9 protein-coding genes are annotated in these 13,633 nt (G+C 72.6%); 4 read left to right on the top strand and 5 right to left on the bottom strand.

Annotated features, from left to right (window positions below; genetic code table 11):
• Positions 1 to 33: 33 nt before the first annotated feature.
• The 4 genes from L2C96_RS23970 to L2C96_RS23985 form a co-directional block, all read right to left on the bottom strand.
• Positions 34 to 1,065, bottom strand: coding sequence for an ABC transporter permease (locus L2C96_RS23970; RefSeq protein ID WP_020420564.1), 1,032 nt, complete (start codon positions 1,063 to 1,065; stop codon positions 34 to 36).
• Positions 1,062 to 2,570: a sugar ABC transporter ATP-binding protein gene (locus tag L2C96_RS23975; RefSeq protein WP_237337848.1), complete on the bottom strand. Its 1,509-nt coding sequence runs from the start codon at positions 2,568 to 2,570 to the stop codon at positions 1,062 to 1,064. The genes L2C96_RS23970 and L2C96_RS23975 overlap by 4 nt, the downstream gene beginning before the upstream one ends.
• Entirely contained in the window at positions 2,570 to 3,796 is a 1,227-nt protein-coding gene (locus L2C96_RS23980; RefSeq protein WP_237337849.1) for an ROK family protein, read from the bottom strand. The genes L2C96_RS23975 and L2C96_RS23980 overlap by 1 nt, the downstream gene beginning before the upstream one ends.
• Before the next feature lie 391 nt (positions 3,797 to 4,187).
• Entirely contained in the window at positions 4,188 to 5,384 is a 1,197-nt protein-coding gene (locus L2C96_RS23985) for an ROK family transcriptional regulator (RefSeq protein WP_020420567.1), read from the bottom strand.
• A gap of 187 nt (positions 5,385 to 5,571) precedes the next feature.
• On the opposite strand from L2C96_RS23985, the gene L2C96_RS23990 reads away from it, so the two are divergent.
• The 3 genes from L2C96_RS23990 (at position 5,572) to L2C96_RS24000 (ending at position 11,036) form a co-directional block, all read left to right on the top strand.
• On the top strand, positions 5,572 to 6,531 hold the full coding sequence (locus L2C96_RS23990) for a sugar phosphate isomerase/epimerase family protein (protein WP_237337850.1): 960 nt from the start codon (positions 5,572 to 5,574) through the stop codon (positions 6,529 to 6,531).
• 43 nt (positions 6,532 to 6,574) lie between these two features.
• Positions 6,575 to 9,853, top strand: a complete 3,279-nt coding sequence (locus L2C96_RS23995) for a PQQ-dependent sugar dehydrogenase (RefSeq protein ID WP_237337851.1) — start codon at positions 6,575 to 6,577, stop codon at positions 9,851 to 9,853.
• 70 nt (positions 9,854 to 9,923) lie between these two features.
• Positions 9,924 to 11,036, top strand: coding sequence for a CapA family protein (locus L2C96_RS24000; RefSeq protein WP_237337852.1), 1,113 nt, complete (start codon positions 9,924 to 9,926; stop codon positions 11,034 to 11,036).
• An 81-nt stretch (positions 11,037 to 11,117) separates the two neighbouring features.
• Here the strand turns inward: L2C96_RS24000 and L2C96_RS24005 are convergent, their stop codons facing one another.
• Complete coding sequence (locus L2C96_RS24005; RefSeq protein WP_237337853.1) at positions 11,118 to 12,191, bottom strand: T6SS phospholipase effector Tle1-like catalytic domain-containing protein; 1,074 nt, start codon at positions 12,189 to 12,191, stop codon at positions 11,118 to 11,120.
• A 157-nt stretch (positions 12,192 to 12,348) separates the two neighbouring features.
• On the opposite strand from L2C96_RS24005, the gene L2C96_RS24010 reads away from it, so the two are divergent.
• Positions 12,349 to 13,503, top strand: a complete 1,155-nt coding sequence (locus tag L2C96_RS24010; RefSeq protein WP_237337854.1) for a PucR family transcriptional regulator — start codon at positions 12,349 to 12,351, stop codon at positions 13,501 to 13,503.
• Positions 13,504 to 13,633 lie beyond the last annotated feature (130 nt).

Genomic DNA, 13,633 nt, shown 5'->3' on the forward strand with positions numbered 1-13,633 from the left:
GATCGTCGTCGGGGTGTTCGGGGTTCGTCTTTCCTAAGTGGACTTGCGGGCGCGGTTGGTGCGGAACTGCAGCAGGACGGCCAGGACGATGATCGCGCCCTTGGCGATGTTCTGGATGTCGGTGTCGAGGTTGTTGAGCGTGAAGATGTTGCCCAGCACCGTGAAGATCAGGACGCCGATGAGCGTGCCGATGAGGGTGCCGCGGCCGCCGGTGAGCAGGGTGCCGCCGATGACGACCGCGGCGATCGCGTCCAGCTCGTAGTAGAGGCCGTTGGTGGAGGCGCCCGAGGTGGTGCGCGCCACCACCATGAGCGCCGCGATGCCGCAGCACAGCCCGGCCACGCCGTAGACGAGCGCGGTGTGCCGCTTGACGTTGATGCCTGCCAGGCGCGCGGCCTCGGTGTTGCCGCCGACGGCGAACGTGCGGCGGCCGAACGTGGTGCGGTTGAGCAGGACCCACCCGACCACGAACACCAGGGCGAACATCCAGATCAGCACCGGGATGCCGAGGAAGTCGCCGCGGAAGAAGTTCAGGAAACCGGTCTCCCGCACGACCTGCGTCTGGCGGCCGCTGATCCGCTCGGCGAGCCCGCGCGCCGAGGCGTACATCGCCAGCGTCGCGATGAACGGCACCACTCTGCCGTAGGACACCAGCACACCGTTGATCAGCCCGCAGCCGAGCCCGACCGCGAGCGCGCAGATCACCATCACCACCGGGCCGTAGGCCTGCGTCGCCAGCGTCGTCGCCCACACGCTGGACAGCGCCACGATCGAGCCGACGGACAGGTCGATGCCGCCGCTGATGATCACGAACGTCATGCCGACGCTGACCACGCCGATCGCGGCCGCGAGCCGCAGGATGGTGGACAGGTTGCCCTCGGTGAAGAACGCGTCCGGCCTGGTCAGCCAGCCCACCAGGCACAGCAGGACGAACACCCCGAACAACCCGGCCAGCCGGACGTCCACCGGGAACCGGCCGCGCGCGGCCTTCGGGGCCGGCGGCGCGGCCCGGGGTGGCGGGGCCTGCGTGGCCTCGGGCAACACCGACGAGGAGTCCTTCGTCATGCCGCACTTCCCTCCATCACCAGATTCAGCACGTCTGCTTCGGTCAGCTCGCTCGCGGGCGCCTCGCGGACCACGTGGCCCTCCCGCATCACGAGCACGCGGTCGGCGAGCCCGAGCACCTCGGGCATCTCGCTGGAGACCAGCACGAGCCCGACCCCGGCCGCGGCGAGCTCGCGGATCAGCCGGTAGAGCTCGGCCCGCGCGCCCACGTCGACGCCGCGGGTGGGCTCGTCGAGCAGCAGGATCGAGCAGCCGCGCACGAGCCAGCGCGCCACGACCGCCTTCTGCTGGTTGCCGCCGGAGAGCGTGCCCACCGGGCGGCGCGGGTCGGCCGGGCGCAGGTCCAGCTGCCGCAGGCGCTCGGCCGAGTCCCCGATCTCGCGGGCGCGGTCGGTGAAGCCGAAGCGGCTGTAGGCGGGCAGGCTGGCCAGGGTCACGTTGTGCGCGACCGACATCTCCAGCAGCAGCGCCTGGCTCTTGCGTTCCTCCGGCGCCAGGCCGATCCCGGCCTTGACCGCGCTGGGCACGTCGCCGGGCTTGAGGCGCTTGCCCTCGACGAACACCTTGCCCGCGTCCGGTTTGCGGCCGCCGAAGATGGTCTCCAGCAGTTCGCTGCGGCCGGCGCCGACGAGGCCGGCCACACCGAGGATCTCCCCGCGCCGCAACGTGAAGCTGACGTTCTCGAATTCGCCGCGGCGGGTCAGGTTCTCCACGCGCAGCAACTCGGTCGAGGTGTCCACTGTGGATTCCAGGCGTTCCGGGTAGACGGTTTCGACGCGGCGGCCGGACATCAGCGACACCAGGTGGTCGGTGGTGACGTCGGCGACCTCCAGCCCGGCGGCGACGGTGGCGCCGTCCTTGAGGACGGTGACGCGGTTGCCGATGCGGCGGATCTCCTCCAGCCGGTGCGAGATGTAGACGACGGCGACCCCGTCGGCGGTCAGCTCGGCGACGATGCGGAACAGGTTGTCCACCTCGTCGGAGGCGAGCGCGGCGGTCGGCTCGTCCATCACGATCAGGCGGGCGTCGTGGGCCAGCGCGCGGGCCATCGACACGAGCTGCTGGCCTGCCGCGGACAGGTCGCCGACCTCGCGGTCGGGGTGGATCTCCGGGTGGCCGAGCCGCGCGAGCAGCTCGGCGGCCCGCACGCGGGCCTGCCGGTCGCGGGTGAAGCCGGCCTGCGCCGGCTCGAGGCCGAGGAAGATGTTGTCCGACACCGACAGCGCGGGGATGAGGTCGAGCTCCTGGTACATGGTCGCGATGCCGCGGCGCAGCGCGGCGACCGGCGAGGACAGCGTGACGGGCTCGCCCTGCCAGCGGATCTCGCCCGCGTCCGGCTGGTGGGCGCCGGCGAGGACCTTGATCAGGGTCGATTTGCCTGCGCCGTTCTGGCCGAGCAGGCAGTGCACCTCCCCCGCCCGCACCGACAGCTCGACACCGTCCAGCGCCCGGACACCCGGGAACGTCTTGACGATGCCGCGCATGGACAGCAGGTCTTCGGTCATCACGCCTCCACGCTCACCGGGGCGCCGGCCGGGGCCAGCGTCGGATCGTCCAGCAGGGGCCGGATCGCGGCCTGCGCCGCGCCGGTGCCGACCGCGGTGAACCCGAGCCGGGACGCCACGATGCGGGGGCCGCCGGTCTCGGCGGTGACCGAGCGGGCGGCGAGTTCGGCGCGGACCGGCTCGGCGAGCCACTCGCGCAGCGGCGCGAAGTAGCCGCCGAGCACGACGATCCGCGGGTCGAGCAGGTCGGCCAGGACCGCGATGCCGTGGCCGAGGGCGGCGCCCAGCTGCACGAGCGCGTCGAGGACGCGGCGGTCGCCGTCCTGGGCGCGCCGCCGCACGATCGCGGTGCGCTGGGCCAGGTCGAGCGACGGGTCGTGGACCAGGTCGCCGGGGCCGGCCAGCGAGTGCAGGAACGGGTCGATGCCGACGGCGGTCTGCCAGCAGCCGCGGCGGCCGCAGACGCAGGGCCGTCCGGTGGGTTCCAGCGACAGGTGCCCGACCTCGCCCGCGGCGCCGCCGATCAGGCCGCCGCCGGTGATCAGCCCGGCGCCGACGCCCATGCCGCCGAGCAGGAACACGACGTCGGAGCAGCCGCGGGCGGCGCCGTCGTCGGCTTCGGCGAGGGCCGCGAGGTTGGCGTCGTTGCCGACGACGATGCGGTCGAGGGGGAACCCGGTGCGGGCGGCGAGCCCGTCGGCGAGGGCGAGGCCGCGCCACCGGAGGCCGGGCGCGACGCGGACGAGGCCGGTCGCGGTGTCGACCAGACCGGGCACCGCCACCGCGATGCCGGCGACGTCGTCCACTTCGGACCGCGCGGCGAGCACGAGCGCGGCCAGTTCGTCGAGGGTGCGTTCCGCCCCGAGGGCCCGCACGTCACAGGCGGCGCGGCGGCGGGTGGTGGCGGTGCCGGCGAGGTCGAGGACCGTCGCGCCGACGTGGTTCTCGTCCACCTCGAGCCCGATGCCCCAGTGGCCGCGCGGCCGGAGTTCGACGAGCTGGCCGGGCCTGCCCTGGCCGCCCTCGTGACGGCCGCCCGCCTGGACGAGCTCGCGGATCTCCAGCTCGGCGACGAGGCCGGAGACGGTGGCCTTGCTGAGGCCGCTGAGGGTCGCCAGTTGCGCGCGGGAGAGCCCCCCGTGGCGGCGCAGGAGCCGGACGAGCAGGGCGAGGTTGGCCCTGCGGACACCGGCGCGGTCCGTCGGCCGGTCGGAAGGTTGGGGCACCGCGGACGCTCCACTTCGTTGGGAAACTGGCCGGTCTCAGTGCTGCGGTCTCAGTGCTCTGGCGTACGCCGCCTACTCTGACTGGCGGGGTACTTCTGCCACAATCCGGCAAAAGGAGTAACAGTCAGATCGTTACTTTTGAACCAGACTGCCGAAAGTGTGCACGGTTGATGACAGGCTTCCGTTCAGTGGAAGTCGCGAGCGCCACCCGCACCACTTCGCGCTCCCCGAAGCCACCCACAGCCTCGCGCGGCCAGCGCCGGCATTTCGCCCCACATCAACCCGCGCCATCGCACCACCCGGCGCACCCGCGGCCCCGCCACCCGCACCACTGCGCCGACGCCGAGCCACCCGCAGCGGTCTCAAGCCACCCGCACCGCCCGCGCCAAGGTCACGCAGGCACGCTGAACGCGTGGTCGGACGCCAGCCACGCGGCCCCGATCACGCCGGCCTGATCACCCAGCTCCGAGAGCACTATCGGCAGGTTCCCGGTCGCCAGTGGCAGCGACCGCCGGTAGACCGACGACCGCACCTCGGCCAGCAGCGTGTGCCCCAGCCGGGACACCCCGCCGCCGATCACGACCATCCCGGGGTTCAGGAAGCTCACCAGCGACGCGATCACCTGCCCCAGCCGCCGCCCGCCCTCGCGGACCAGCGTCACCGCCGCGAAGTCACCGGCCTGGGCCGCCTCCGCCACGTCCCGCGCGGTCAACGCCGGCCGGTCCGCCAGCAGCTCGGCCAGGTACGGCGACCGGCCGCTGCGCGCCAGCGTCAGCGCGTCCCGCGCCAGGGCCGCCCCGCCGAAGTACGCCTCCAGGCACCCGGCCTCCCCGCAGGCGCACGCCGGGCCGTAGTCGTCGAGCTTGATGTGCCCGATGTCGCCCGCCGTGCCGGCCACCCCGCGGTACACGCGCCCGCCGACGACGATCCCGCCGCCGATACCGGTCCCCACCTTCACGAAGATCAGGTCGTCCAGCGACCGCGCCACCCCCGCGTGCCGCTCCCCCAGCGCCATCACGTTCACGTCGTTGTCCACCGTCACCGCGCAGCCCCAGTGCCCGGCCAGCCGGTCGCGCACCGGGAAGCGGTCCCAGCCCGGCATGATCGGCGGCGCCACCGGCATCCCGTCGCGGAAACTCACCGGCCCGGGCAGCCCGATGCCGGCGCCCGCGAGCCGCCCTGGGGCGTCCTGCAGCACCTTCGCCGCCAGCTGCTCGACCCGGTCCAGCACCGGCACCGGCCCGCGGCGCACGTCGCAGTCCTCCACCGCGTGCGCCAGCACTTCGCACCGCCCGTCGGTCACCGCCACGCCGACCGAGGTCGCCCCGATGTCGACGCCGAGGAACCGCAAGTCGTCGGCCAGGCGCACGAGCGTCGACCGGCGCCCGCCGCGGCTCGCCGCCGGACCGCCGGATTCCACGAGCCCGCCTTCGGCCAGCCGGGTGATCTCGGCGGCCAGCCGGGCCCGTGGCACGCCGAGCCGTTCACCCAGTTCGACCCTTGCCATCGGGCCCTCGTCCCGCAACAGGGCGAGCAGCCCGGCCTGCTCACGGGTCTCGGCCGACGGGGGAAAACCGCTGGTGGTCATGGGGCACCAGCCTCCTCGCTGCTCGCGCGTGCACCGACTGTAGACCCGCCGCCGCCCCTTTTGAGCAGACACGGCCCAACTTTGTTCCGCGAAATCCGAAACTCTGGACACTTCCGGCGGAAGTTGCCTACGTTGACCGGCGCACGTGGCAAGGGGGTCGGTTCACACTCGGCTGAAGGAGAAATCCGTGTCCCACTCGTCGTTCAACCGCCGCGGTTTCCTGCGCTCCGCGGCGGGGGCGACCGTCGCGGTCAGCGCCGCGGCGCTCGCCGGATCGCTGCCCGCCGCCGCCAGTCAGGGCGGCGGCCGCCTCGTCCCGCAGAACCAGATCGGCATCCAGCTCTACAGCGTCCGCGACAACGTCTCGCAGCTCGGGTTCCGGGCCGTGTTCGAGGAGCTGTCCCGCATCGGCTACCGCGAGATCGAGTTCGCGGGCTACACGCAGAGCACCTCGATCCTCGGACGGCAGATCACCGTGCCGGAGATCGCCCAGCTGCTGAAGGACTTCGGGCTCAAGGCGGTCGGCAGCCACGTCGGCCTCAACAACTTCCGCACCAACCTGCAGGGCGAACTCGACAACGCGGAAATCCTCGGGCTCAAGCACATCGGCACCGCCAACGCCCCGACCAACGTGAACACAGTGGACGGTTACCGGGCGGCGGCCGAGGAGTTCAACACCTTCGGCGCCGCGGCACGCGACCGCGGCCTGAAGTTCTACCAGCACAACCACGCCGGCGAGTTCGCCTTCGCCACCGACCAGCCGAAGGTGCGCCTCTACGACGTCTTCCTCGAGCACACCGACCCGCGCCTGGTCTACCTGGAAATGGACGTGTACTGGGCCTACGTCGGCCAGTACCGATTCCCCGGCTTCGACCCCGCCGACTACATCACCCGCGCCCCGCACCGCTACCCGTTGCTGCACCTCAAGGACGGCGACGAGAACCCCGCCAACCCCAACGGCTACGACATCGTCGAGTTCGGCGCGGGCGACCTGCCCTACCGCCGCTTCCTCAAGCGGGTCAACGGCCGCGGCCGCTACCACGGCATCTGGGAGCAGGACACCGCCCCGAACACGCAGCCCAACCCGCCCGGCTCGTTCGCCGCGGCACTGCGCAGCTACCAGGCGCTGACGGACCTGCGCGGCTGACCCCTTCCCCTCCCCGTCGAAATCCCACCGGAGTGATCTCGCGATGCATCCTGCCCTGAGACGGTTGATCACCGCCGCCGCGGTGACGGCCCTGCCGTTGCTCGGCCTCGCCGTGCCGGCCGCGGCCCACGAGGAAGACGCCGCCCTGCACTGGGAGAACTACGAGAAGATCACGCTCACCAAGAACGTGGGCGAGCCCATCGACCTGGCCGTGCTGCCGGACAACCGCGTCCTGCACACCGCGCGCAGCGGTGAGGTGCGGCTGACCGACCCGAAGACCGGTGTCACGAAGGTCGTCAGCACGATTCCCGTCTACCAGAACTCGGAAATGGGTCTGCAGACGGTGACCCTGGACCCCGGCTTCGCCGAGAACAACTGGGTCTACCTCTACTACTCGCCCAAGCTGAACACCCCCGCCGGCTCGGCGCCGAACACGCTGCCCGCGGGCACGGACGACTCGTACTGGAAGCAGTGGGAGGGCTACGACGTCCTGTCCCGGTTCAAGTGGACCGGCGAGTCGCTGGACCTGAGCACCGAGCAGGAGATCATCCGCATCCCCACCAACCGCGGCCAGTGCTGCCACGTCGCCGGTGACGTCGACTTCGACGCCCAGGGCAACCTGTACCTGTCGACCGGCGGCAACACCCCCGCCTCGGGCCCGAACGTCAACGGCTACACCCCGATCAACGACGCGCCCGGCTACAACCCCGGCCTCGACGAGCGCCGCGGCGCGGGCAACACCAACGACCTGCGCGGCAAGATCCTGCGCATCCACGTCAACGAGGACGGCTCCTACACGATCCCCGAGGGCAACCTGTTCGCCCCAGGCACGCCGCTGACGCGGCCGGAGATCTTCGTGATGGGCCTGCGCAACCCGTTCCGGATGACCGTCGACAAGGCGACCGGCGCGGTGATGTGGGGCGACTACGGCCCCGACGCCGGCACCGCCGACCCGAACCGCGGCCCGATGGGCTACGTCGAGTGGCAGATCACGACGAAGGCGATGAACTCGGGCTGGCCGTTCTGCACGGCCGACAACTCCCAGCCCTACCGGGACTTCGACTTCGCCACGCTCACCCCGGGCCCGGCGTTCGACTGCGCCGCCCCGGTCAACGACTCGCGCTGGAACACCGGCCTGCGCGAGCTGCCGCCGGCCACCCCGGCCACGCTCTGGTACGGCGACAAGGACAGCGACCAGCCGTGGCCCGAGCTGACCGCGTTCCGCTCCAGCACCGGCCAGGCGCCGATGGGCGGCCCGGTCTACCACTACGACGCGAACAACCCGTCGCCGACGAAGTTCCCGGAGTACTGGGACGGCAAGGCGTTCTTCGGCGAGTTCTCGCAGGACTACGTCGCCGCGTTCACGCTGTCCGGCCCGGACGGCCCGGTGACGAAGCTGGAGAACTTCCTGCCCAACGCCCAGTTGTCCACGCTGGGCCAGCCGATCTGGGACAACCCGATGGACCTCGAGTTCGGTCCGGACGGCTCGCTCTACGTCCTGGACTACGGCGACGGCTTCTTCCGGCAGAACCCGGACGCCGGCCTGTACCGGATCGACTTCGCGCCGGGCGACAAGGCGCCGACCGCGCGGATGACGGCGACCCCGTCGTCCGGGCAGGCGCCGCTGACCGTGGCCTTCGACGGCAGCGCATCCAGCGACCCCGAGGGCGGCGCGCTGACCTACGAGTGGGACTTCGACGGTGACGGCACGTTCGACGCCACCGGACCGCAGGCCACTCACACCTACACCGAGAACGGCCAGGTCGAGGCGCGGCTGCGCGTCACCGACCCGGCGGGCAAGCACGGCCTGACGTCGGAGCAGGTCACCACCGGCAACACCGCGCCCACCGTCGGGCTGACCGCGCCGGCGCACGGCGGGTTCTTCGACTGGGGCGACGCGATCCCCTACGCGGTGACCGTCAGCGACCCGGAGGACGGCACGACCCCGGTGTGCAGTCGGGTGGCGTGGGCCTTCGGTCTGGGCCACAACCAGCACGGGCACCCGGTCAACAGCGGCACCGGCTGCACCGGCGCCGTGGCCACGCCGACCGACGCCGGGCACGGTGAGACCGAGAACGTCTTCGGCGTGCTCAACGTGACCTACACCGACAACGGCGCGGGCGGCGTGCCGCCGGCGACCGGTGAGGCGCAGGCCGTGCTGAACCCGAAGCTCATGCAGGGCGAGCACGCCGACGAGACCAGCGGCGTGACGATCACCGACGACGCGACCGCGTCCGGGCTGCGCTCGGTCACCGGTTTCGACGCCGGGGACTGGCTGGCCTACGACCCGGTCAACTTCAGCGGCATCACCGGCGTGCAGACCAAGGCCCACGGCGCCGGCCAGCTGCAGCTGCGGTGGAACGCCGCCGACGCGGCCCCGTTCGCCACGGTCGACGTCCCGGCCGGGGACGGCTGGCAGACGGTGACCACACCGCTGTCCGGTCTGCCGTCCGGCGCGGGCAAGCTGTTCGTCACCTCCAGCGGCGGGGTCGACGTCGACGCCTTCACCTTCCAGGGCGCCGGGGTCGCGGACAAGACGCCGCCCGCGGTGTCGGCCGCGCTGACGCCGTCGGCGCCGACCGGGGCGAACGGCTGGTACACGGGCAACGTCACGCTGGCCGTGACCGCGACCGACAACGGCACGGTGTCCAGCAGGCAGTACTCCGTGGACAACGGCGTGACCTGGGCGAACGCGGCCAACCCGGTCACGTTGTCGGCCGAGGGCACCACGACCGTGCTGTACCGGGCGACGGACAACGGCGGCAACGTCTCCACGCCGGGCACGCTCACGGTCAAGATCGACAAGACCGCGCCCGCGGTGACGGTCGCCGGGGTGACCGAGGGGCAGGCCTTCGGGGACTCCGCGGCACTGACGCCGGTGGTCACCGCCACCGACGCCGCGTCCGGGGTCGCCAAGGTCCAGGCCACGGTGGACGGTCAGCCGGTCACGCCGGGCAAGCCGCTGGACCTGTGGCGGCTGCCGCTCGGGGCGCACCAGCTGTCGGTGACCGTGACCGACCAGGCCGGGCTCACCACGACCAAGGCCGTGAACTTCACGACCGGGACGTCGTTCGGTGACGTGCGGGCCCTGATCGACCGGTTCCGCGACGCCGGCTGGGTGACCAAGGCGGGTGCGGTGCAGCTGCGCGGCACCCTGGACCTCGCCGAGTCGCACGCGAAGGCCGGCCGGATCCGGCCCGCGCAGGAGGCGCTGCGGCTGTTCGGCGTCCTCGCCGGCCAGCGGTGGAACGTGCCGGACCGGGTCGCTTCGGAGACACTCCGTCGCGACGCCACCGCCCTGTCGGGGTCGCTGAAGGCCTGACCGGGTGATCTTGGGGCCACTCTCGGTGCGGAGCCGCACCGAGAGTGGCCCTCTGGCAGGATCGGGAACCATGCGCATCCGTCTGGTTCTCGCGGGCTTGACGGCGGGCGCGCTGCTCGCCGCCTGCTTCGCGCCGGACGAAGACGCCCCGCCGCAGCCGGACGCCCCGGCCGCGGCCGCGCCGTCCGCCGACCCGGGGTTCACCGTGGCGGCGACCGGGGACGTGCTGATCCACCCCGCGCTGACCGATCAGGCGGTCGCCGACGGCGGCGGGACCCGCGACTACCGGCCGCTGCTGGCCGGGATCCGGGACGACATCAGCTCCGCGGACCTGGCGGTGTGCCACCTGGAGACGCCGCTCGCCCCCGAGGAGGGCCCGTTCCAGGGCTACCCGGAGTTCAGCGCGCCGCCGGAGATCGCCGACGCGCTGGCCGACACCGGGTACGACGACTGCTCGACCGCGTCGAACCACACGATCGACACCGGCACCGACGGCGTGAACCGGACGCTGGACGAGCTGGACGAGGCCGGCATCCGGCACACCGGCTCCGCCCGGACCGAGCAGGAGGCCCGCACGCCGCTGGTGCTGGACGTGCGTGGCGTGAAGGTCGGGCACGTGTCGTACACGTTCGGGTTCAACGGCAAGAAACTGCCCGGCGGCAAGCAGTGGGTGTCCAACACCCTCGACGCGGACGCGGTGCTGGCTGAAGCGCGGGCGACGCGGGCGGCCGGGGCGCAGGTGGTGATCGCCAGCCTGCACTGGGGCACGGAGTACCAGCACGAGCCGACGGCCTCGCAGCGGCAGATCGCGCAGCGGGTGCTGGCCGACCCGGCGGTGGACCTGATCATCGGGCACCACGCGCACGTCGTGCAGCCGATGGAGAAGATCGGCGGCAAGTGGGTCGCCTACGGGCTGGGCAATTCGATCGCCAGGCACTCGGAGCCGCGCGGCACCACCGAGGAGGGGCTGATCGGCCGGTTCCACTTCACGCGGTCGGGCGACCGCTGGACGGTGGACCGCGCCGAGTACGTGCCGACGGTGATCGACCTCGGCCCGCCGATCCGGCTGCGCACCGCCGACGACCCCGCACTGGACCGGGCACGCGCCGAGGAAGCCCTCGCGCGGACCGACGAGGTGGTCCTCAGCCGCGGCGCCGCCGCGCAGGGCCTGACCCGCGGCTGACCGGCGAAGCGGCGCGAGGCCTCACCACCGATTCGCGCCTTCCGCGCCCTGGCAAGGTTTCCCGCACCCCCGACCTCCGCCTCAGGCGGGTTCCGGCTCCGGGCTGGCCGCCGGGAAGCGCTCTCCCTCGTCGCTGCGGACGGGGAGCACCGCGCCGCCCTCGGAGAGGTAGGCGTCGAGGTTCGGGGCGTACCCCGCGACCAGCGCCTGCCGCTCCACGGCGCTCGACGCCGCGTACTCGTGCGACGACGTGCCCAGCGGCCGCACGTGCCGGGGCATCAGCTTGTAGAACCCCGTGCGCGACTCGTGCGCCCGGCCGAGCGGGTCCAGCTCCGCGGCGGCGAACGCGCCCGGTTCGAAGGCCAGCCCGTGCGCCCGCGCCCGCTCGACCATCCACAGGAGACTGATGTCGGCCAGTGCGCGGTCCGGGTAGCCGCCGCCGACGTCGGAGTGCACCCCGGCGAACCAGACCTGCTCGACGCGCTGCCCGATCGTGTCCGCGCGCGGCTGCCACAGCGCGGGCCGGAACGGCGGGCGGTGCTCGTCGATCGCCAGCGCGTGGTACGCCGCGTCGACGCTGGAGCTCAGCTCCGTGTCGTGGAACTGCCAGCGCCGGTTGACGAGGTTGACCAGCCGCAGCCCGGACAGCGGGATGCCGAGCGAGCCGACGGTGTCCCACACGCCGAGGAACCGGATCCGCGTTTCGCGCGAGTACGACCGGCGGAACAGCTCCGCCGCGGCCGAGCGCGGGTGCGTCTTCGACCCGCGAGCGCGGTAGAGCGCGTACGCCTCGCCGATCCGGTCCTCGTGCTCGGGCCGCAGGATGCCGCAGTTGCGCACCAGGCCGGCGAGGCTGCGCGCGGTGTAGGCGCCGCGGCTGAACCCGAACAGGAACAGCTCGTCCCCCGGCTCGAAGGTCCGGACCAGGAACCGGTAGGCCTCGCGCACGTTGCGGGACAGCCCGAACCCGAACGCCCCGCCCCACAGGCGCTCGCCGGGCCGCGTCCCGACGCCTGGGTGGTAGAACATCCGCTGTTCGCGCCCGGCCCCGTCGGCCGGCGCGACCGCCAGCGCCACCCGCGACACGTTGGTCGGCGCCGGCTGGTCCGGCGTGTTCCAGGTCCCGTCGCAGCAGATCACCAGCCGCTTGGTCATGCACAGCTCCCCTCGCCGCCCGGTTTGTCGCCGATCGAGTGCCGAGGGTTACTGTCCGCTCTGGCTACCAGGCGGTAGCATCGTCCGGCCGGGTCGCTGACCAGCAAGAACGCGAGTCGGCTTCAGGTTTTTGTTGCGGCGCGTCAAGGGGGCGGAAGTGCCGGACTACCGCAGTGCGCAGGCCCTGGCGGCCACACCGAGACGGCTCGCGGTGGCGCTGGAGCCGCACACCCGTCCACTGGCCGAGGCGATCGTCCGCGAGGTGCGGCGGGAGGTGCCGGAGTACTCCGGGCCGCCGGAAGGCCGGTTCGGCCGCGCGCTGGCCGAGGGCATCGAGGTGGCGGTCCGGCACTGCTTCCAGTGCATCGGCAACCCGCACCCGGACCACAGCGAGTGGGTCCGCCAGTTCCGGCGGCGCGGGCGGCGCGAGTTCGACGAGGGCCGCACGCTCGACGCCCTGCAGGCCGCGGTGCGCATCGGCGGCCGGGTCGCCTGGCAGTACCTGACCCCGGTGCTGCGTGACCTCGGCGCGGGTTCGCAGACCCTCACCACCGCTGCCGAGGCGATCTTCGCGTTCGTCGACGAGCTGTCCGCGACGGCGCTCGAAGGGTTCCAGGAGGCGCGGCAGCCGTCCGGAGCCGAGGCGCGCCGTCGCCGCCTGGCCACGCTGGTCCTCGCCGAGCCGCAGCCGTGTCTGGAGGGCCCGGCCGAGGACGCGGGGTGGGTGGTGCCCGAACGGGTCGCCGTGATCGCCCTCGAACACGCCGAGGGCCTGCCGTCCGACGTCCTCGACGACGAGGTCCTCGCCGATCTGGACGGCGACCGCCCCTGCCTGATCACGCCCAGTCCGCAACGGACGGTCGGGATCCTGTCTGGCAACTGGGAAAAATCCGCGCGTGCCGCGGTGTCGCCCCCGGTTCCGCTCGTGCTGGCCCCGGCCGCGCACCGGCTGGCCCGGCGCGGGCTCGCCCTGCCCGGGGACGTCGTGTGGTGCGCCGAGCACCTCGACGCGATCTGGTTGCGCTCGCAGGACTTCCTGGCCGACCGGCTGCACGCGAAGTACCTGGCCCCGCTGGACTCGGTGAGCGGCAGGCAACGCGCGCGACTGGGCGAAACCCTGCTGGCGTGGCTGGAAACCCGGGGCGGCGCGCCGGAGATCGCGCGCCGACTGCAGGTGCACCCGCAGACCGTGCGGGCGCGGTTGCACCAGTTGCGCGAGCTGTTCGGCGACCGGCTGGACGACGCGGACACGCGGTTCGGGCTGCACCTGGTGCTGCGCAGGCAACTCGGCGCCGAGGAGGGGACTTTGTGAGGCGCGCGCGAACGGGGCCTCCTCCGGGTGTCACCCGTCTCGACACTCGTCACCCGAACGGGTGGCGCAGGAATTCGGAGTGTGTCAACGGTTCTTGCCAATGCGACCCGGGTGATGCCATGTTGGCTCC

Source organism: Amycolatopsis tucumanensis, assembly GCF_021654135.1.
Lineage (GTDB): Bacteria > Actinomycetota > Actinomycetes > Mycobacteriales > Pseudonocardiaceae > Amycolatopsis_E > Amycolatopsis_E tucumanensis.